A 19,948-nucleotide genomic window follows, 5' to 3' on the forward strand; every position below is an offset into this window, starting at 1 on the left:
CTGCTATGAGAGTGAGGGGAAGATGGGGGAGATGAGTGGACAACCCATCACCAATCCTATGATCTATATGAATGCAACTCAAATTAATTCTTAGTGTTGCTTTCTGGGTTCTGAGTTGGAGGTGTTGAAACTTGACTTTTGGGTGCTGGTTCCTGCTGATTTCCGCTTGCAGTTTTAGCCTTATAAAAAGTTTCTAAACTATTGCGATCGCCAATAAAACGCCAGTGCCAAGGTTCATAACTTACCCCTTGAGGATTACCTTTGGGAAACGACAACTCAAAGTTAAACCGCGCAGCATTTTTATTCATCCACTTAAAAGCTTTTGTATTTTCAAACTTTTGGCTGAGATTCGTTGCTGGTACATTGCCGTCACCAATATCTAGGGCATAGCCAGTGTGATGTTCGCTATAACCTGGAGGGGCGCTAACTTCTGCCCTTTCTGCCGCTAACTGTCCTCGTTGCGCCTTAACATCAAAAAACAAGTGTTGCTGTTCAGCAATAGTACGGAATCCAGAAATTGGTACTATGATTACACCATCGGCTCGTGCTGCTGCCACCATCGCCTGATATTGTTTCGCTGCCGCTTTACGCAGCTTAAAATTACCCCCTGGCGTAATTGATTCTAATTCCGATGTCGGTGCTGCTTGATAGGCAAAGTGTCCTAATAAAGTCGGATCAGGACTATTAGTCGCATTTGGGCTAGGTTCAGTTGTGCTTTGATCCGACGTTGAGGAATTAAGCGACGACTTTTGTGGTGCAGTACCAATCAATATACCCGCAACAAAAGCGATCGCACCCAACAATACACCACCAACCAACATAATTGGCTTTAAGTTGTAGCGACGACTAACAATAGGTGTATCATCCCGCATTGCAGCCGGAATATCATCCTCATCTATTGGCGATGATTCAGAAACATCCATTCGTTGTCCAGGTAGACCAGCGTTATCCAAGGAACCCCTCCTCCACAAAACTTTCTGAAATTTTAGACTGATTACAGCGATAAGTATTCAAGCTTGAGCTTTTTGGCTGATAAATTATTTTTTCAACAAGCAATAAAATCTTTCCTCTCAAACTAAGTTAAGTATCCTGTATTTTTTGCTCTTTCCAACTGCTTAAAAAGTATAAAACTATGCTTAGTATAGGGTCTCAACTTTTAAAACTCTATATAACTCTGGGTGGTGGTGTCCTACTAGGATGGTTTTTAGGTCGCCACTTACCAAAGGTTGTACCTGAATATGTAGGTAAGTTTCTCTTCTGGGTAGGTGTACCGATCAGTATTTTTGGTTTTCTGCGTCAAACAGACTTATCGGGACAAATTTGGATTGCACCAATAGTAGCTTGGGTAGCTATTTTACTAGGAATCGGATTAGCGTGGATCTGGATTTGCCTTCAAACCTACTGGCAGCCAGTTGATCTTGAACCGAGATCAAAGCTGTGGTTAAAAGCCACTCAGGGAAGTTTTCTGTTATCTGCAATGATTGGTAATACAGGATATTTGGGCTTTCCAATAACCCTCCCCATCTGGTTATTAATCTTCAGCAATTAAATCATTGCCACCCACCAACAACTCATCCGTTACATCCGTTACACCATCCGTTGCCCTCCTCCCTCACCTAACTCTGCTAAACTCATTTCTTCATAACGTTCAAACGGCTGGTGAATCCAAGGATTATCTGCTAAATAATCCACATAGTAATCTGGCTTGATAATAGAGCAAGCTTTGTACCAAATTACAGCAGTACGAATTTCTTGAATACCAGCACCATCATGTTCTGGCAACCATTTAATTATTTCTTGTAGAGTAATCCCAGAATCTACTAAATCGTCTACTAAGAGAACATGGCTACCTAATTTGTCTGTAGTCATAGTTAAATTGCGGGCAACTTGGAGAGAACCACGCTGATGACCATCGCTACCACCATAAGATGCAGTAGCTAAAATAGCTAAGGGTTTTTTGTAAATCCGAGATAAGATATCTCCAACTCGTAACCCGCCTCTAGCAATGCAAACAACTTGGTCAAACTGCCACTGAGACTGATAGATTTGAACAGCTAACTGTTCAATTTTTTGGTGGTATTCTGACCAAGACATATAGAGATCTGGCATAACATCATGATTCTAGGGTTTAACATCTGATATTAAATAAGAAGTGATTATTTTAATCTGCTGTAAAAATTAATGAATAATTCTGCTTCTGAGCATGATTTTGACACCCCAGAATCCGAAAAGCTGAATTTGTCTACCAAGTTAGCTTATGGTGCAGGAGATTTGGGTTCGGCTATCACGGCTAATATCTTGGTATTTTATTTATCATTCTTCCTGACTGATGTAGCAGGCATGGGTGCTGCATTGGCAGGTAGTGTGCGGATGGTAAGCGGGATTTGGGATGCGATTAACGATCCAATTGTAGGAGTATTAAGCGATCGCACTCGTTCTCGCTGGGGTCGTCGCTATCCTTGGATGATCTTCGGTGCAGTTCCCTTGGGAATTTTCTTCTTATTACACTGGATAGTTCCCCCATTTTTAACTAACAGTAGCACTGGCAATAATCAATGGGGATTGTTTTGGTACTACATCATAATTGGTATTTTCTTCAACACGGCTTTTACTGCTGTTAACTTACCCTACACAGCCTTAACACCAGAACTAACCAAAGACTACAACGAACGTACTAGCCTTAATAGTTTCCGATTTGCATTTTCAATTGGCGGCAGTATTTTATCTTTAGTTTTAGCTCAAATTATCTTTTCTACTATTAAAGATAAAAGTCAGCAATATTTAGTGCTAGGAGGTATATGTGCGTTACTGTGCATAGTGCCTTCCTACATTTGTATTTGGGGTACACGCAAGCGTGTAGCTACTGTCAAACAGCAAAATCCAGAAGAAGATAATTCAACCTCAATACCTTACTTAGAACAGCTACGAATTGCTTTTAGCAATCGAGCTTTCCTATTTGTGATTGGAATATATTTGTGTTCCTGGTTAGCAGTCCAAACCACAGCTACAATCATTCCTTACTTCGTAGTTAACTGGATGGGTTTAAAACCAGAAGTTTCGGCACAAGTGGCGCTAGGGGTTCAAGGAACCGCACTATTAATGCTATTTCCCTGGACTGCTCTTAGTAAGCGATTAGGCAAAAAAGCAGTTTATTTTATGGGTATGAGCCTGTGGCTAATTGCTCAGATAGGGTTATTTTTCTTGCAACCAGGTCAAATTGGCTTGATGTATTTCTTGGCTGTATTAGCAGGATTTGGCGTTTCTACTGCCTATCTAATTCCCTGGTCAATGATACCAGATGTAATTGAATTAGATGAACTCAATACTGGTCAGCGTCGGGAGGGCATCTTTTATGGATTTATGGTGTTACTGCAAAAAATCGGTTTAGCAATCGGGTTGTTTATAGTCGGATTAGCTTTAGAAGCAGCTAAATTTATTCCAGGTCAGCAAGTACAACCGGATTCAGCACTATTTGCCATCCGCGTCGCCATAGGACCTTTTCCAACGGCGGCGGTAATTGGTGGACTGATTCTGGCATACTTTTATCCTCTTACCCGCGAAGTACACGCAGAAATTATGCTCAAATTACGGGAACGGCGATCGCAAAAGATGTAGAGACGTGCCAGGGCGCGTCTCTACGGCGCGTCTCTGCAATAATTTTAGGTAACTGAGCTTTAATTAATGGAGATGTCTATTGGTAGCGAACTGGTTCTTCATCTTTACGGAACAAATTGGCTAAACCAATTAGACCAAGCAAACCTAACCAACCCCAATTATTATGGCGCTCTGGTTGGGTCTCTGTTGATTGATAAACAGTAGTTCCAGTAGTTGTACCACTGGTAGCTGGAGTAGTAGTATCTGTAGTTGTAGTAGTAGACTCTGTAGTAGTCTCAGAACTTGTTCCACCCGTAGTAGTACCTGTGGTACCAGTAGTGCCAGAAGTGCCAGTACCTGTAGTACCCGTGCCACCTGTAGTGCTAGAAGTCCCTGTACCTGTAGTACCTGTGCCACCTGTAGCGCCGGAAGTTTCCCTACCTGTCGTACCTGTGCCACCTGTAGCACCGGAAGTTTCCCTACCTGTCGTACCTGTGCTATCTGTACTGCCAGCCGTACCAGTCCCCGTAAGACCAGTGCCGCCTGTAGTGCCAGTACCTGTTGTACCCGAACCTCCTGTAGTGCCAGAAGTGGCAGTACCTGTTATACTCGTACCCCCTGTAGTGCCAGAAGTGCTAGTGTCGCCTGTCGCACCAGAAGTTCCCGTACCTGTAAGACCTGTACCCCCTGTAGTGCCAGAAGTGCCAGTACCTGTCGTACCTGTGCCACCCGCCGTCCCAGTAGCAGCACCTTGAGCCAAAGCAGACAAAGGCAAGGACACACCAACAAAGCTTAGAGCAAAGATCCCAGCCCAAACACTTTTAGATAAATTAGAAGACTTCATCGTTTATAGTTCCTTTTATTTCTTAGAATCTTGTGAGTTGTTGAGCAAGCTCAAGTTGTGAGTCTTTGACTAAATAAAAATGTTTATCTTGTCTGTAATACCCAATGTTTTCTCTTTACCCCAAAGGATATTTAAAACACTCACCACGTAGCATAATTGTCATTAGTACCAACAGCTTCTATCCAGCGATGGAACTATGATTACCATTGGATACAATTTTTGATTTAACAATTTATATAAGCATCAAATTATACATTAATTAAAAATTAGTTATTTTATTTATAAAATAAATATAAGGCATAAATAAATTAAATACCAGACTCCACAGTATTGTATTAATAAACACAATTTGTTTCTTTTGGTAGATTACCCTGCGCGGATATGTCTCTCCATCAAATATTGGGATCGCTAGTTTGTATGACGGGTAGTAAATCTTTCTAGTTGCTAAAAAGGATATTTTCATCAGATAACTCCCGCAACTTTAGTTCAGGGAGTTTCAATCAATAGCTAATTCATTTTTAGTGTCTCAAGCGCAAATTTTGCCTTGCCACTAAGGTATAACTTAAGTGGTTATGATTAAAAAAGAGAGTAGGAGGTTTGTGAAAGCCACATATCTCCTATTATTTATACTTATTACGACAAAATTATGGAAACTCTTTACGGCAATATTCAAGGGTTAAAATCTAGCCATATTAAACAGCTAAAACAGCTATATGAGCAGCGTATAAGTAGCGATCGCCTAATTACTCCTGAATTCGCCCAAACTATAGCGACAGTTAGCACAGAAATTCATCATCCAATTTGTATATATATCAACCGACGTGGGCAAATTATCCGAGTTGCAGTAGGTACACCAAGCCAAACTCAACTTTCAGCCGCAGATCTGCCTCGACATAGTGCTGAACGCTTAAGCGGAATTCGTTGTATTGCCACTCAAACGAAATCCGAGCCACCAGATCCCGCATCACTAACGGCAATGGTACGCCAACGGTTAGATGCTTTAGTAGTGTTAGCTATTTCTAGTAGTGGTAGCGATCGCAAACGCGGTATAACAGGTGATGTCAAGGAAACTTATTTAGCTCACTTAGTACCCGATCCACAAACGCCTTGGATTATTTCTAGTCCTCTCAATATAGATGCTCTGAGCGAGGAAGACTTTGATGAGTTAATAGATGAATGGGAAGCCGAGTTTACTGGTTCTGGTCATCAAACATTAAAAGAATTTGGCATTGAATCTGACCATGACAGAGTGTTACTGGTTGGGTTGATGACAGAGAATATGTCACAACACCAATTTGAAGATAGTCTGGCAGAACTAGCAAGGTTAGTCGATACTGCTGGTGGCAAAGTATTAGACACAGTAACTCAAAAGCGATCGCGCCCTCATCCTCAAACCGTAGTTGGTCAAGGTAAAGTAGAAGAAATTGCTAACATTGCCCATCAATTAAGAGCCAATCTTATAGTCTTTGACCGCGACATCTCCGCCTCTCAAGCTCGTAACTTAGAAAGTACAATTAGCATCAGAGTTGTAGACCGTACAGAAGTAATTTTAGATATCTTCGCTCAACGCGCTCAATCTCAAGCAGGTAAATTGCAAGTAGAACTAGCACAGCTAGAATATATGTTGCCTCGCCTTAGAGGTAGAGGTCAGGAAATGTCCAGGCTAGGCGGTGGAATTGGTACAAGAGGACCAGGGGAAACCAAGTTAGAAACTGAACGCCGTACTATTCAGCGAAAAATCAACCAACTCCAGCAAGAAGTTAACCAACTACAAGCCCATCGCACCCGTTTAAGAGAACAGCGACAACAACAAGAAATTCCAGTTATTGCCTTAGCGGGTTATACCAATGCTGGCAAATCTACTCTGCTAAATGTGTTAACTCATGCCGAAGTTTACACAGCAGATCAACTTTTTGCTACCCTTGACCCTACAACTAGAAAACTGGTTATTACAGACCCTAACACCCAAGAGCGTAGATCCATTCTACTGACAGATACAGTAGGTTTTATTCACGAACTTCCTCCAGCACTAATGGATGCTTTCCGAGCAACCTTAGAAGAAGTTAGTGAGGCGGATGTACTACTACACCTTGTTGATCTTTCCCATCCAGCTTGGGAAAGCCATATTCAATCAGTCAAAGAAATACTAGCAGACTTACCTGCAATGCCTGGTCAAACTTTAATTGTTTTTAATAAGGTTGATCGGGTAGATAATGAAACTCTAGCTGAGGCTCAACAACAGTATCCCGAATCTGTTTTTATTTCAGCTACTAAACATCTGGAATTAGATACATTAAAACAGCGATTGCTACAACTAATTGATGGATATGTAATTCCATCTACTTTGAGCTAGAATAACTTTAATAACGAAGTTATTCCAAGTTTTTAACATATTAAATCTGGAGTTAATTATCTAACTTAAGTTTCTATAGTTCTGTATACATTCTAATTGCTATATATTTTTGATTTATGCGATCGCACTCGGTAAAACTTGAAATCTAACTTGATCTATTTTTTCCTAGTAGATTATAATCAAATCAATGGTTAATAGCCTAAGTCGATTACTCACATTCAATACCGTCTCTTAACCACAAATATTACTAATTAATCATCAAAAAAATTATGTTTGAAAAATTGTTTACATCTTCCTCTGAATTTGAACAAGATTTAACAATTACTCGCCGCCCACGTAAAGGCGTAATTATTGGTGCTGGACGAGTAGGTATGGCTTGCGCTTACTCAATGTTAATTCAACATACCTTAGATGAAATGGTAATTGTTGATAACAATCAGGAGAAATTAGAAGGTGAAGTTATGGACTTAGTTCATGGACTCCCTTTTGTAGAACCAAGCATAGTCAAAGGTGGTACTTTACAAGATGGTCAAGATGCCGATATTGTAATTATTACTGCTGGAGCAAAGCAAAAACAAGGAGAAAGTCGTTTAGATTTAGTACAACATAACGTAGAAATATTTAAAACCTTAATCCCAGAAATAGTAAAATATTGCCCTAAAGCTATCATCTTGGTTGTTACTAACCCAGTTGATATCATGACGTATGTAACACTACGATTATCTAAGCTTCCTAGCTCTAACGTTATCGGTTCGGGTACACTACTAGATACAGCTAGATTTCGCTATCTCTTAGCAGAAAAATTAACGATAGATCCACGTAGCCTTCATGCTTATATCATTGGCGAACATGGTGATAGTGAAGTTGCTGTTTGGAGCAAAGTTAATATAGCAGGTTCGCCATTAGTAGACGATAATTTAGAGAATAATCAAATTGATCCAAGCCTACAAGCAGTTTTTGAAAATGTCAAGAATGCCGCCTACGAAATCATCCAGCGTAAAGGTGCAACTTGCTATGCTATTGGATTGGGTGTAACGCAAATTGTGCAAGCAATTTTACGCAACCAAAATAGAGTTTTTACTGTTAGCACAATGATTAATGGTATTCATGATATTGAAGATGTTTGTCTGAGTTTACCTGCGGTAGTAAATCGTCAAGGAGTGACACGAGTATTAAATATTTCTCTAACTTCCTTAGAGCAACAGCAACTCCAAAAATCTCGTCAGGTTTTACGCCAAACAATCGCACAACTTAACCTTTAATTGATATATTGTGTATCGCTACATTTTGTTTAATAAACCCTATAATGTCTTAAGCCAGTTTACTGATACAGAAGCAGGTGAACCCAAGACAGGCGAAGAAACCCATCCACATAGTACCCTTAAAGACTACATTCCCATCCCTGATATTTATCCAGTAGGGAGACTAGACAGGGACAGCGAAGGGTTGCTGCTGTTAACCAACAATGGGCGCTTACAGCATCGCCTCTCTAACCCTCAATTTGGACATCATCGGACTTATTGGGTGCAGGTAGAACGTATTCCTGATGATGATGCGCTCCAACAACTCAGGAAAGGTGTTTTGATTAAAAATTATCGTACCCGACCTGCGAAAGTAGAATTGTTACTAGGAGAACCTAATTTACCTCCGCGCGAGCCGCCGATCAGATATCGTAAAAATGTACCTACGGCATGGTTAGAGATGATGCTCACGGAAGGTAAGAACCGACAGGTACGCAGAATGACGGCTGCTGTAGGGTTTCCCACGTTGCGATTGGTACGCTTTGCGATCGCTCACCTTGATCTTACAGGTTTACAGCCTGGTGAGTGGCGTGAATTAACATCAACAGAACAACAAATGCTCATGCAGTTGAGCAAAATATAAGCTTTCAGCTATCAGCGATCAGCCGTCAGCTTTGAGCGGATTAAACTATGATAATTGTTAATACAGATCTGTGCCTTTAGAACCTGTATAGGAATTGAGGAAGTTCCACTATGCTTGTCTGTCCCGAATGTAAGTTTGAAAATCCCAATAACAACAAGTTCTGTCAAAAATGTGGAACTTCCCTAACCACAAAAAAATGCGACGAATGCGGGGCTGAAGTACCATTAAGTGCAGCGCAGTGTCAGAATTGTGATGCCTTTACAGGAACAGTTTTGTGGGCAATTATCTCCCAAAATGCTGTTCAGTCTGCGATCGCTACCCCAACTGTCGCGACAACCATACAAGCCGCAGCTAACACTCCGATTTTGACACCCCCTGAGACATTATCTTCTGAAGTTCCCACAGCGAATACATTAAATATTCCAGATCTCAATCCATTTTCAGAAACTTATTCAGAGTCGATAGAAAAAAACCCTGAAGATGAAAATTGCCAAGTATCCGAACCTGTAAATATTTCTTCATCTGTAGTAGATAACTCTCAACCTGTAGAAGCAGCGACTCAAGATGAAATTTCTCTTGGGGATGACTCTGGGCAGTCTCCGGCTACTGCTACGGTGCTGACTCAAGAATATTTGGGAGTGCAGCAACGTTATAAAATTATTGCACCGACTCCCTTATCTACATCTGACGGGCAATTTGAAGTAAGAGTATTAGACTGCCAACCTTTTCAAAAGTCGCCCCTAGAAGCTTTGATGGGGCAGCAACAAGGTATCTTTAAATCATCTGCCCCTGGAGAAGAAGCTGATATTGTAGATTCAGGCTTTTTGAATGCTGTACACATCCCAGCGCTCGCTCAACCTTATTTAAAACTTAACAGTTCTTTATCTCCAACCCTACCAGGTATCCATGATGCTTGGGAGGAAAACGACTATAAAGTGCTATTACTAGAAGATCGTTCTCAATGGTCGCTACTGGTAGATGTCTGGCGCGATGAACAAGTGCCTATTTTTGAAATTTTGTACAACTTGAATGAAATGGCACATCTTTGGGAGGCTTTAGAACCATTCCATTGTCGTCAAAGTTTATTGGAAATAACTAATTTGCGAGTAGATGAAGACCATAAATTCAGCTTGCAAAAACTATATGAGGAACCATCATCCTCAGTGACTCTGCAAAATTTAGGCGAATTTTGGCAAACTTTATTCCAACAGTCCCAACGCACGCCCGATGCTTCCTTAGAACAACTTGTCCAAGATGTAGCTACAGGTAAAGTTGAGAGCATTGAGCAAGTATACGAGCATTTGAGAGCGATCGCCAATGAACTACAACCTGAACAGTCAATAGAGGATACTGAAGAGACGGCTGGATTCTCGATCACAGATAATTTCAAAGAGGATATTACTGAATCTGAAGATGCTGACGCGCCCACAGTAATTCTCCCCATGCAATTAGTCGGTTTGGAGGACGCAGGAGAGACAGATATTGGTCGCCAAAGAAATCACAATGAGGATTCCTTTGCTATTCAGACGCAAATCAAAAAACAAGAAACTCCGCAAGGTAGAAGCATTCAAGCTCGTGGTCTTTATATTATCTGCGATGGCATGGGAGGACACGCGGGCGGCGAAGTAGCGAGTTCAATGGCGGTGCAAACCTTAAAGCAATACTTTGAAGAAAATTGGAAAGAGCAATTACCAGACGAAAACAGCATTCGTGAGGCGGTGCGGAGAGCCAACAGTGCGATTTATGATGTTAACCAACAAAAAGCCACTGCTGGTAGCGGTCGCATGGGTACTACCTTAGTGATGCTATTAGTTCAGGATACAAAAATTGCGATCGCTCATGTAGGAGATTCTCGGATTTATCGCCTTACCCGTAAACGCGGTTTAGAGCAAATTACCATAGATCACGAAGTTGGACAACGGGAAATTCAACGTGGTGTAGAACCTGCAATAGCTTATTCTCGCCCCGATGCTTACCAACTCACCCAAGCATTAGGTCCCAGAGACGAAAATTTTGTCAAACCTGACGTAAATTTTCTAGAGTTGCAAGAAGATACCCTGTTGATTTTAGCTTCTGATGGTTTGACCGATAACGATCTGCTAGAAGTGAATTGGCAAAATGCCTTATTGCCCCTCCTGCGTTCCCATGCCAACTTAACTCAGGGCGTTGAGCAATTAATTGACCTTGCCAATCAGCACAATGGTCACGATAACATTACCGCTTTGTTAGTACGTGCCAAAGTGCGACCAAACGCTGAAAAACAACAAGGCTTTTGATGGTTACGTTGACTTTGCTACATCCCCAGGCATCCACGCCTATGCAGCAGTGGGAATTTCACAATCGATCCAATATTAAAATTGGTCGTTCCCCAGATAATGATGTGGTAATAGACAACCCTCTTGTTTCTCGATTTCACCTAGAACTTCACAAAGTTGGTGATTTAAGAATTGAGGGTGTGTCTGAACAATGGCAACTGGTAAATCATGGAACTAACGGGACTTTACTAAATGGAATAGTAGTAACTCGTGGTTTTGTTAATAATGATTCCCTAATCCAATTAGCGAGAGGGGGTCCAACTTTAAAATTTAAACTTCAGCAAGTAGTAGCAACTCCTCACCCACCGCCACCATCGGTGGCTTGTAATCATGCGGGTAATCCCCCTGGTAGTTTATTCTGTATTCACTGCGGTCAACCTTTAGTGCAGGTACAACAATATGTGCGTAACTACCAAGTGTTACGGATTTTAGGACAGGGTGGTATGGGGACAACTTATCTAGCGTTAGATAAACATTCTCCCCAAACTGGCAAACCGCAAATGTTAGTCCTCAAAGAAATGAACGCAGACATGGCGCAAATTGCCAAAGCGCGAGAACTATTTGAACGAGAAGCGAGGATTTTAAAAGAACTTCATCATCAAGGAATTCCCACCTATTACGACTTCTTTATTGAAGGTAATAAGAAATACTTGGCAATGCAGTTAGTTCACGGTCAGGATTTAGAGAAGCGGATTTATCAACAAGGTCCAGTCATCCCGACTCAAGCAATCGAGTGGATGATTCAAACTTGCGACATTCTAGAGTATATCCACAGCCAAAACCCACCACTAATTCACCGAGATATTAAGCCTGCGAATTTGATGGTACGCCAGCTTGACAATCGCGTGGTGGTTCTGGACTTTGGGGCAGTCAAGGAAATTGACGCACGACCAGGAACCCGCATCGGCGCTGAGGGTTATAGTGCGCCAGAACAAGACCGAGGGCAACCTTGCACTCAGTCTGATCTTTATGCCATTGGTCCGACGCTGATATTTGCGCTGACTGGTGAAAACCCGATGAATTTTTATCGCAAGCGTGGGGCAGAATATCGGTTTGATATCCAAAGTATCCCCACTATTACGCCTAAATTAGCGGCTGTTATTGACAGAGTAACAGAACACAAACCGCGCGATCGCTTTCAAACAGCAAAACAGCTATCTCAGGCATTGCAATCAGCAATTAGCTTTTAGCAATATTCGGATAACTGATAACTGTTGAGTGTTTACTCTTCGTCCCACGCATCAACGGCTAGAAAATCGCTGACTGGATCTTGCATTGTGAAGCCAAAATCAAGTAATTCTTGCTTCCAGTGAACCCATTCATCACCGTACAAAAACGCTATTTTCCAAAGACTATCCGTCTTTTTAAGGATATTGGAGTCTACCAGGGAATGTACCTGACGCTGCAACTTCACCATTGGGTGAATAACTTGCTGTGTCATAAAGTTAGTAATTAGTTTTCTAAATATTTGAACAAACTGGCTTCCCCCTCCTCATGTTCAGATATTTGGAGAGACTATCTTATAGGGAAGCAACTATTTATAGTTTTAACCTATAAACACTGATCTTGGCAAGTACTTTGTTACTAAATGTACGGTAATTACTACATTATTGGTGTAATCGTGATGAAAAAGGGATGCTTTAACCTCCGCAGTCAGGGATTAAAGAGCGTATTGAGCATGATCTATCGTTAAAAATTAATGGTATTAGTGTAGTCAAATGTATAGAAGCATTGCGATCGCACTCGCAATTATCCAAAAAACAAATGAGTAAACGGGCATTGCTGCTAGTTAATCCTCATGCTAGACGTGGTAAAAATGCCTTGCTACAAGCGATGCAGGAATTGCGTCAGCTAAATATTGAAATTATTGAAGGTAAAAGTAATAACCCTGCTGATTTTGCCAAAATCATCCGACAATACCACCAACAAGTAGATTTGGTCATTATTGGGGGTGGAGATGGCACAGTTAACGCGGCTGTGGAAGGGTTGTTAGATACAGACTTACCGTTAGGCATCTTACCGTTAGGCACAGCTAACAATCTCGCACGCACCTTAAAAATCCCCCCATCAATACCCCAGGCGTGTCAAATTATTGCTGGGGGAAAAGTGCAGAGTATTGACTTAGGCTGGGTAAACGGTAAATATTTTTTTAATATTGCCAGTCTGGGGTTAAGTGCAGAAGTTAATCGGCGGGTTTCTAAACGATTAAAGCGACATTGGGGCGTTTTCGCCTATATTGTGACAGCTTTGCAAACTTTGTTAACAATACGCCCTTTTTGGGTAGATATTTTGTGTGATGACGAATCTATAGAAGTAAAAACTATACAAATTACTGTAGCTAACGGTCGATATTACGGTAGCGGTTTGGTAATTGCCGATGATGCCACAATAGACGACCAAACCCTAGATTTGCATAGCTTAGAAATTCAGCACTGGTGGGAAATATTACCTTTAATACCTGCTGCATTGCGGGGTAAATCTTCGATTGGTAAAGGTGTACGGACTATTAAAGGCAAAGATATCAGATTACATACTCGCAAGCCTTACGCGATTAATACAGATGGCGAACGTACAACTGAAACTCCAGCAAGATTTCGCGTAATACCAAATGCTTTACAGGTATTTGTACCTAATAAATGAATAGGAGACAGCGAAATTTAGCACTACCTTAAGTAATTTTAATATTGTGCGATCGCCAATTGAATTTAAATAAAAATTTTAGTACTGAGTTCTTGACGGCTCAATCTTCTTCTATTTGATCCTCGTCCTCATCTACAACATTTCCAGGTTCATTATCCTGTTCGCTAACGTAGTTAAACTCCAATTTACTCCAAATAATTATTTCCTCTAAAACTTGCCGAAACCGTCCTTTAGTAACTATTTCATCAAATTTATTAATCAGTGAGGGAATATTAATTATCTCTTCTATCGCAGCCATATAATCATCCACAACAGCTTGAACGGAGTATTGCTGCATAACTCCCTCCTTCATGCGATTTAAAATTTCCTCTTCGGGTAGAAGCGTTTTGATCACAAACGAAATCGGATAGCGTTGAATTTTATCTATATCGAGTAAATACTTTTTGACATCTAGAGTTTCCGTAACTTGAAAGAAACGCCCCAACGGTTTCATTACAAAATCAATACCACCATCATTTGCATTAGTTCGACCAGTTTTATATAGTTTTAAAAATTCTTCCTTAATATTGTCTTTGGTTGAACCAATAAAAATTATCTGATCTGAATAATATTCTTTCAAAACTGCATAGCTGACAATCTCAAATATTCTAGCATCACGTTCAGGAGCAATCAGTTCATAAATAAACTGAATAATCGAGGATTCGCTTTCTGTAGACAATTTTTTTAACCGTTCGCAATCTTGTATAAACTGGTCAAAAGAGTTTATTTTTGTTTTTACATATTGATCTATTATTTCTAATATAACCTTAGCAATATTAATTTCACTGCCTGATATATTTAATTTTAGGAGGCTTTCATTTATCCAGTACCTTTGAAGGTCTACTCTTCTAAGTATAGGTTTGCGGATTTCTTGAGGAAAAAACTTATGAAACTCATCATTAACTCGATTATTAAGAGCATGATTTTGTAGCTTAGAACCAAAGGGTAGCCTTCTCATCCGCTTGAGTAATGGTGTAAATTCTGCACCATCGTATTGTGCATAAACCCCAGATTCTAAAAAGCCTTTTTCTAAGTAGTCTTCAATCAGTACATATATAGCATATAAATTTGCAAAACTACTTCTTGATTTTGAACCACGATTAGCAGAGCGAGTTTTGTAATTGAGATATTGTAAAAGAGGACTTAACTCAAATACATTATTTGCATTTTGACCAAAATGATTGGTAAGTATTTCAAGAATTATAGCCGTGAAGGGATGTTCCTTTATCATGGTTAAAAAGAGGAAGATTTTCAATTGATTCTGGCTGCTGCTGTTCGTAAGACTTGCAAGGTCGCTGTAAAGTCTCGCCTCGATATTCCTTACAGATATCAAGCCTCCTTAAACCAATTTTTATATATTCTTCTTCAACATCTATACCAATAGAATGCCTTCCATTTTGTTGAGCAACAAAAGACGTGGTAAAAGTTCCAGAAAATGGATCTAATACTAAATCACCTGGGTTGGAACTTGCAATAATTATACGCTTAAGTAACTCAATTGGCTTCTGAGTTGGATGATTTTCATATTCTGGCATCCGGTAACGTACTCGTGGAATTTGCCAAACATTACCAGGTACTTTTGTAGAGCTATACATTGTTGGTACAGCTTTACGATAATCAATTAATTTGCGGGTTGCACCTGTTGGAGCTTCAATCAGAATTGATTCAGCGTTGAAAGTGTACTTACGTGGATTTTTAACACAATGCAAAATTGGTTCGTATAGTGAACCAAAATACTTTCGTGCCTGCACACCTGAACTATCGTAGTACCAAATAATTCTAGAAAGGATAGTAACGTAAGGACGGATAAAAATATCTATATATGGCATATTTTGTGTAGCAGCCATTAGATATATTGTTCCAGTTGGTTTGAGCTTCTTAATACAAAGTTCAATCCACTGATAACACCATGACAAATAATCTTGATCTGATGCCCACTTCTCTTTACGACCGTTAAAGTTTTTGCCAATATTATAGGGTGGATCGCAAAAAATTAAATCAACGCATTCGTCAGGCATTGAGCGAAGATACTCAAGAGTGTCACCATACACAACCTGATGCCCATTTTTCTCAAAGACTTGCATTACCCCAATGAGAATCTACTGTAGTGTTTAAGCCTACCATACTCAGACTAATATCTTAGGATTAAAATATGAAAGCCTACGAATTCCCCTCAAAAGTAACTCCTGAAGGCAAACTAGAACTCCCTGAAACCTTGCAAACCAGCCTAAAAAGCGAACAAGTAGTTAAGGTTATTGTTCTAGTTAGCGAACAGGAAGATATAGAAGATAAAAAAGCTTGGTCTACACTAACATCAAAACAATTTTTAGTAGCTTACAGCAACTCAGACGCTATTTACGACCAGATCTAAAAAAGCGATCGCACTCAGCACCCAGCACAACCAAATGCGATCGCAAGCACTATCATTACTGCACCAATACTGTAGAACCAGCTAACTCTAAATCAGTTGCCGATTCCAACAACAAACCATACTCAATCCCCTCAACAACCGCCTGATAAGAAGCCTCCAAAATATTCCCCGAAACCCCTACAGTATTCCAACGTTGATGACCATTACTAGACTCAACTAATACGCGAGTTTTAGCAGCAGTCCCAGCCCCACTATCGAGAATTCGCACCTTATAATCTGTTAAGTGAAAAGCAGCAATTGCTGGATAGAAATTAACTAAAGCCTTGCGTAACGCATCATCTAAAGCTGATACTGGTCCATTCCCTTCTGCTGCTGCCAAAATATCCTTACCATTAACAGCAACCTTCACAGTAGCCAGAGCATTTTTAGTCACCCCAATATCACAATGAATTTGAAAACCTTTCAGTTCAAACATCTGCTGTCGATGTCCCAACGCCTGACGCATTAATAAATCAAAACTCGCCTCAGCAGCTTCAAATTGATACCCCTGACTTTCTAATTCCTTCAGCCGTTGTAAAATTTGACGACAAGCAGGGTGTTGTTTATCCAAAGTCATCCCAAAACTACGAGCTTTTGCCAGAATATTACTTAATCCAGCTTGATCAGAAATCACAATTCTACGGACATTACCAATTTTTTCTGGCTGAAGATGTTCGTAAGTTAAAGGGTTGCGTTCAACAGCAGAAACGTGGATACCGCCTTTATGAGCAAAGGCAGAACGACCAACAAACGCCGCGTGTTCATCGGGGGCGAGATTAGCTACTTCGCTGACAAAGCGACTAGCTTGAGTCAAAGAAGCTAAATGATGATCCTCAAGGCACTTATAGCCCAACTTCAGTTGTAAGTTGGGAATGACAGAACAAAGGTTAGCATTACCACAACGTTCTCCATAGCCGTTGATTGTGCCTTGTACCATTGTTGCACCTTCCATCACGGCTGCGATCGCATTCGCCACTGCTGTATCAGCATCATTATGAGTATGAATCCCTACTGGCGTTGTTCCACCCGTCGCCTGTACCACTTCCCGCACAACTTGGCTAATTTCGTGGGGAAGAGTACCGCCATTGGTATCACATAAAACTAACCATTCAGCGCCAGCTTGCCTTGCGGCTTCCAGCGTCTTCAGCGCATACTCAGGGTTATGCTTGTAACCATCAAACCAGTGTTCCGCATCATAAATTACCCGCCGTCCCTGACTGCGGAGATAGGCGATCGTATCTCCAATCATCGCTAGATTTTCATCTTCACTGGTTTTCAACCCTTCAATAACGTGCAAATCCCAAGATTTGCCAAAAATAGTCACCCAGCGCGTACCAGCAGCTAATATTGCTTGAAACATCGGCTCATCTGCTGCTGCTATTTTAGGACGGCGAGTAGAACAAAAAGCTACTAATTCCGCTTGCTGGAGTGGTTCTTCTTGTAGTTGCCAGAAAAATTGTACATCTTTAGGATTTGCCCCTGGCCAACCGCCTTCTATAAAGGGAATACCCAACTCGTCTAACTGTCGCGCAATGCGTACCTTATCTTCCAGTGATAAAGATAACCCTTCACGTTGAGCGCCATCTCGTAGCGTCGTGTCATAGATCGAAATTAAGTTTGATTTATCTGGCATAAGAGTTAGGAAGGAAGACAGAGAGGTGGGTATAGTATTTAACAGCTAATGCGTGTAAATAAATGTAATAGTTAAAATTAACAAAAAAAATTTCTTACTTACAGGATCATCAGTTCAAACATTATGCCAAAAGTAACAGCCCAAGGAAAAACTTTTGAGTGCGAACAAGGAAGCAATTTGCGTCAAGTTTTATTAACAAATGGGATAGATGTTTACAATGGGAAGGCAAAAGTTATTAACTGTACGGGAATAGGTACTTGCGGAACTTGTGCCGTCCAAGTCGAAGGAGAAGTTTCCGAAGCAAGTTGGACGGAAAAAACTAGGCTTAAGCTTCCTCCCCATTCTCCTAAACAAAATCGCAGATTATCTTGTCAAACTCAAGTTTTAGGTGATGTGGTAGTAACCAAATTTGATGGTTTCTGGGGACAAGGCGATCAAACTGTATGGACACCACAAGGATAAACCCTTTGCAATTTAAAATTGGGAAAAATTTTCAGCCGTGTCAGCAAATTCTCAATTAGAACCAATATCGGAACAACCAGCCCCGCCTGCTGTATTTCCGATTTCTCCTTTAATTAGGATTACCTTAATTGCCTTATACATAGCGTTAACAATTCCCCTACCGTTTTTAGCAGAGGTATCCAAAGCAACTGTACCACCAATGTTACTTTGGCTCTTGATTGCATTAGGATTTGTGGCGCTTTATGGTGCATTAAGTGAAAGGGTAATTCTAGATTCCGAAACAATTCAGGTAACATATCCTGGGTGGGTTCCGCGCTTCTTTCGCAAAGGTTGGTCTTTATATTGGAGTGAAATTAAAGATTTAAAACTTCGCACCACAGGTCAAGGGGGGTTGGTTTATTATTTTGTAAGTAAGTCGGAAACGGCTTATTTGCTGCCAATGCGCGTCGTAAGTTTTGCTAAGTTAGTACAGTTAGTCCAAGCCAAGACAAAAATTGATACAACAGATATTCGTCCTCTAGCTCAACCTTGGATGTATCTAATTTTGTTAGGATGCACCATACTGTTGTTGCTAATAGATGCTTGGACAATTACAACTGCACTCACGCAAGTTAGCTTGTCATAATATGATCAGTTAGAAATACTATAAGCATTCATGCGAGTTGTATTCCTTGGTCAACGTTGACGGCTAGGAGTTACTGCGATCGCACTTAAACTTAGTTCAGAAGTATTTTTCTGATTAGTTAACGATGTTAATGCTGTTGAATTAAGAATTTCCACATTTAACCGATAACCGACATTTCTCACGGTTTGAATTAAGCTGGGTTGTCGAGGATCAGTTTCAATTTTCTTGCGTAGAGATAAAACGTGCGTATCAATAGTACGTGGATTATCTATAGCATCCGGCCAAGCGCGACGCAGTAAGTCAGAACGGCTTAAAGCTAGTCCTCCTACTTGAGCAAGCACGTATAGCAAACTAAATTCTTGAGGAGTTAAATCAATAAATTCCCCTTTAAAGCGAACGCGCCGTTGTACTACATCAATTTTTAGATCGCCATAATCTAAAGATGCTGGCACAACATTCAAACGTATTCGTCGCAGTAGCGCCTCCACTCTAGCTAGAAACTCTTGCATTCCAAAAGGCTTTGTTAAGTAATCATCGGCTCCTGCTTTTAAAGCAGCGACAATATCACCTTCGGTATTGCGGGCTGACAGCATGAAAATTAATGAGTGTCGTTGAGAAAGAAGCCAGCGACAAAACTCAACTCCATCGCCGTCTGGCAAGTCAGAGTCAACAATTACAAGTGCTGGTTGGCGGCTATAAAATGTTTCTCTAGCCTGCTGAATGTTAGCGCATTGAGCAACCCAGTAACCTGCTTGCTGTAAATGCCAGCCCAGGAGCGATCGCAGGTGATGGTTGCCTTCAACTATTTGAACACAAACTGATGCCACAGCAGTATATTTCCCTTCAAGCTGGTGACGATAAGAGTAACAGAGCTAATGTCAGGATATTGTAACTTCTGCTACTGAGAGTGAAGAAGCGCGGAAAAAACTTGAAAATAATGCAAAACTTTTGATAGATAATGGTTACAATAAACTTAACGAAGCTTAACAAAGCTGTTACACTCCGTAACAAAATTCATCTTAAATAGCTCAACTCCCGCAAGGAGGATAGGGGTAAATTCTTTCGGAATATCTCTCAATTATTTAAAATTGGCATAAATGCCTATAAAACTTAAATAATTTTTGTTCAAAAATTATTCCAACTTTCTAC

Annotated in this window: 19 protein-coding genes; 11 read left to right on the forward strand and 8 right to left on the reverse strand. The window is 40.6% G+C overall.

Annotated elements, in window-relative coordinates:
- Window positions 1-83 precede the first annotated feature (83 nt).
- On the reverse strand, window positions 84-953 hold the full coding sequence (locus CRI9333_RS14585) for a M15 family metallopeptidase (protein WP_015203928.1): 870 nt from the start codon (window positions 951-953) through the stop codon (window positions 84-86).
- A 179-nt stretch (window positions 954-1,132) separates the two neighbouring features.
- Between CRI9333_RS14585 and CRI9333_RS14590 the strand changes: the two genes are divergently transcribed.
- Entirely contained in the window at window positions 1,133-1,549 is a 417-nt protein-coding gene (locus CRI9333_RS14590) for an auxin efflux carrier family protein (protein WP_015203929.1), read from the forward strand.
- 38 nt (window positions 1,550-1,587) lie between these two features.
- Here CRI9333_RS14590 and CRI9333_RS14595 read toward each other — a convergent pair whose 3' ends face one another.
- Window positions 1,588-2,109, reverse strand: coding sequence for a phosphoribosyltransferase (locus CRI9333_RS14595; RefSeq protein WP_015203930.1), 522 nt, complete (start codon window positions 2,107-2,109; stop codon window positions 1,588-1,590).
- A 72-nt stretch (window positions 2,110-2,181) separates the two neighbouring features.
- Between CRI9333_RS14595 and CRI9333_RS14600 the strand changes: the two genes are divergently transcribed.
- Complete coding sequence (locus CRI9333_RS14600; RefSeq protein WP_015203931.1) at window positions 2,182-3,615, forward strand: MFS transporter; 1,434 nt, start codon at window positions 2,182-2,184, stop codon at window positions 3,613-3,615.
- Window positions 3,616-3,691: 76 nt separating this feature from the next.
- Here CRI9333_RS14600 and CRI9333_RS14605 read toward each other — a convergent pair whose 3' ends face one another.
- Window positions 3,692-4,438 carry a WGxxGxxG-CTERM domain-containing protein gene (locus CRI9333_RS14605; protein WP_015203932.1) on the reverse strand — a complete coding sequence of 249 codons (747 nt, stop codon included), beginning with the start codon at window positions 4,436-4,438 and terminating at the stop codon, window positions 3,692-3,694.
- A gap of 646 nt (window positions 4,439-5,084) precedes the next feature.
- Here CRI9333_RS14605 and hflX point away from each other — a divergent pair.
- From hflX to CRI9333_RS14630, 5 genes are all read left to right on the forward strand, one after another.
- Window positions 5,085-6,791 carry a GTPase HflX gene (hflX, locus tag CRI9333_RS14610; protein ID WP_015203934.1) on the forward strand — a complete coding sequence of 569 codons (1,707 nt, stop codon included), beginning with the start codon at window positions 5,085-5,087 and terminating at the stop codon, window positions 6,789-6,791.
- A gap of 269 nt (window positions 6,792-7,060) precedes the next feature.
- Complete coding sequence (locus CRI9333_RS14615; RefSeq protein WP_015203935.1) at window positions 7,061-8,053, forward strand: L-lactate dehydrogenase; 993 nt, start codon at window positions 7,061-7,063, stop codon at window positions 8,051-8,053.
- A 7-nt stretch (window positions 8,054-8,060) separates the two neighbouring features.
- Window positions 8,061-8,675 (forward strand): pseudouridine synthase, encoded by a 615-nt coding sequence (locus tag CRI9333_RS14620; protein WP_041226067.1) that lies wholly within the window; start codon window positions 8,061-8,063, stop codon window positions 8,673-8,675.
- A gap of 110 nt (window positions 8,676-8,785) precedes the next feature.
- The gene (locus CRI9333_RS14625) at window positions 8,786-10,951 is read left to right on the forward strand and encodes a serine/threonine phosphatase (RefSeq protein WP_015203937.1); all 2,166 of its coding nucleotides are present in this window, start codon (window positions 8,786-8,788) and stop codon (window positions 10,949-10,951) included.
- Window positions 10,951-12,180: a protein kinase domain-containing protein gene (locus CRI9333_RS14630; protein ID WP_015203938.1), complete on the forward strand. Its 1,230-nt coding sequence runs from the start codon at window positions 10,951-10,953 to the stop codon at window positions 12,178-12,180. The genes CRI9333_RS14625 and CRI9333_RS14630 overlap by 1 nt, the downstream gene beginning before the upstream one ends.
- A 32-nt stretch (window positions 12,181-12,212) precedes the next feature.
- Here CRI9333_RS14630 and CRI9333_RS14635 read toward each other — a convergent pair whose 3' ends face one another.
- On the reverse strand, window positions 12,213-12,431 hold the full coding sequence (locus tag CRI9333_RS14635; protein ID WP_015203939.1) for a DUF4327 family protein: 219 nt from the start codon (window positions 12,429-12,431) through the stop codon (window positions 12,213-12,215).
- A gap of 323 nt (window positions 12,432-12,754) precedes the next feature.
- On the opposite strand from CRI9333_RS14635, the gene CRI9333_RS14640 reads away from it, so the two are divergent.
- Window positions 12,755-13,630 carry a lipid kinase gene (locus CRI9333_RS14640; protein WP_015203940.1) on the forward strand — a complete coding sequence of 292 codons (876 nt, stop codon included), beginning with the start codon at window positions 12,755-12,757 and terminating at the stop codon, window positions 13,628-13,630.
- 100 nt (window positions 13,631-13,730) lie between these two features.
- Here CRI9333_RS14640 and CRI9333_RS14645 read toward each other — a convergent pair whose 3' ends face one another.
- Complete coding sequence (locus tag CRI9333_RS14645; protein ID WP_015203941.1) at window positions 13,731-14,900, reverse strand: hypothetical protein; 1,170 nt, start codon at window positions 14,898-14,900, stop codon at window positions 13,731-13,733.
- Window positions 14,863-15,753, reverse strand: coding sequence for an adenine-specific DNA-methyltransferase (gene yhdJ, locus CRI9333_RS14650; protein ID WP_015203942.1), 891 nt, complete (start codon window positions 15,751-15,753; stop codon window positions 14,863-14,865). Before yhdJ ends, CRI9333_RS14645 begins: the two co-directional genes overlap by 38 nt.
- A gap of 68 nt (window positions 15,754-15,821) precedes the next feature.
- On the opposite strand from yhdJ, the gene CRI9333_RS14655 reads away from it, so the two are divergent.
- The gene (locus tag CRI9333_RS14655; protein ID WP_015203943.1) at window positions 15,822-16,040 is read left to right on the forward strand and encodes a hypothetical protein; all 219 of its coding nucleotides are present in this window, start codon (window positions 15,822-15,824) and stop codon (window positions 16,038-16,040) included.
- Window positions 16,041-16,095: 55 nt separating this feature from the next.
- On the opposite strand, the gene cimA is transcribed toward CRI9333_RS14655, so the two are convergent.
- A complete protein-coding gene (gene cimA / locus CRI9333_RS14660) occupies window positions 16,096-17,712 on the reverse strand; it encodes a citramalate synthase (protein WP_015203944.1) in 1,617 nt (538 codons plus the stop codon).
- A 123-nt stretch (window positions 17,713-17,835) separates the two neighbouring features.
- Between cimA and CRI9333_RS14665 the strand changes: the two genes are divergently transcribed.
- Both CRI9333_RS14665 and CRI9333_RS14670 read left to right on the forward strand, forming a co-directional pair.
- Window positions 17,836-18,174, forward strand: a complete 339-nt coding sequence (locus tag CRI9333_RS14665; RefSeq protein WP_015203945.1) for a 2Fe-2S iron-sulfur cluster-binding protein — start codon at window positions 17,836-17,838, stop codon at window positions 18,172-18,174.
- A 37-nt stretch (window positions 18,175-18,211) separates the two neighbouring features.
- Window positions 18,212-18,799: a hypothetical protein gene (locus CRI9333_RS14670; RefSeq protein WP_015203946.1), complete on the forward strand. Its 588-nt coding sequence runs from the start codon at window positions 18,212-18,214 to the stop codon at window positions 18,797-18,799.
- Window positions 18,800-18,849: 50 nt separating this feature from the next.
- Here CRI9333_RS14670 and CRI9333_RS14675 read toward each other — a convergent pair whose 3' ends face one another.
- Window positions 18,850-19,626: a response regulator transcription factor gene (locus CRI9333_RS14675; protein ID WP_015203947.1), complete on the reverse strand. Its 777-nt coding sequence runs from the start codon at window positions 19,624-19,626 to the stop codon at window positions 18,850-18,852.
- Window positions 19,627-19,948: the final 322 nt, after the last annotated feature.

The sequence above is a fragment of the Crinalium epipsammum PCC 9333 genome (genome assembly GCF_000317495.1).
Lineage (GTDB): Bacteria > Cyanobacteriota > Cyanobacteriia > Cyanobacteriales > PCC-9333 > Crinalium > Crinalium epipsammum.

Excerpts from the sequence above, each read along its gene's own strand:
- CRI9333_RS14590 (WP_015203929.1), top strand. The coding sequence starts at position 1,133 with ATGCTTAGTATAGGGTCTCAACTTTTAAAACTCTATATAACTCTGGGT.
- CRI9333_RS14595 (WP_015203930.1), bottom strand. The coding sequence starts at position 2,109 with ATGCCAGATCTCTATATGTCTTGGTCAGAATACCACCAAAAAATTGAA.
- CRI9333_RS14600 (WP_015203931.1), top strand. The coding sequence starts at position 2,182 with ATGAATAATTCTGCTTCTGAGCATGATTTTGACACCCCAGAATCCGAA.
- CRI9333_RS14605 (WP_015203932.1), bottom strand. The coding sequence starts at position 4,438 with ATGAAGTCTTCTAATTTATCTAAAAGTGTTTGGGCTGGGATCTTTGCT.
- hflX (WP_015203934.1), top strand. The coding sequence starts at position 5,085 with ATGGAAACTCTTTACGGCAATATTCAAGGGTTAAAATCTAGCCATATT.
- CRI9333_RS14615 (WP_015203935.1), top strand. The coding sequence starts at position 7,061 with ATGTTTGAAAAATTGTTTACATCTTCCTCTGAATTTGAACAAGATTTA.
- CRI9333_RS14625 (WP_015203937.1), top strand. The coding sequence starts at position 8,786 with ATGCTTGTCTGTCCCGAATGTAAGTTTGAAAATCCCAATAACAACAAG.
- CRI9333_RS14630 (WP_015203938.1), top strand. The coding sequence starts at position 10,951 with ATGGTTACGTTGACTTTGCTACATCCCCAGGCATCCACGCCTATGCAG.
- CRI9333_RS14635 (WP_015203939.1), bottom strand. The coding sequence starts at position 12,431 with ATGACACAGCAAGTTATTCACCCAATGGTGAAGTTGCAGCGTCAGGTA.
- CRI9333_RS14640 (WP_015203940.1), top strand. The coding sequence starts at position 12,755 with ATGAGTAAACGGGCATTGCTGCTAGTTAATCCTCATGCTAGACGTGGT.
- CRI9333_RS14645 (WP_015203941.1), bottom strand. The coding sequence starts at position 14,900 with ATGATAAAGGAACATCCCTTCACGGCTATAATTCTTGAAATACTTACC.
- yhdJ (WP_015203942.1), bottom strand. The coding sequence starts at position 15,753 with ATGCAAGTCTTTGAGAAAAATGGGCATCAGGTTGTGTATGGTGACACT.
- CRI9333_RS14655 (WP_015203943.1), top strand. The coding sequence starts at position 15,822 with ATGAAAGCCTACGAATTCCCCTCAAAAGTAACTCCTGAAGGCAAACTA.
- cimA (WP_015203944.1), bottom strand. The coding sequence starts at position 17,712 with ATGCCAGATAAATCAAACTTAATTTCGATCTATGACACGACGCTACGA.
- CRI9333_RS14665 (WP_015203945.1), top strand. The coding sequence starts at position 17,836 with ATGCCAAAAGTAACAGCCCAAGGAAAAACTTTTGAGTGCGAACAAGGA.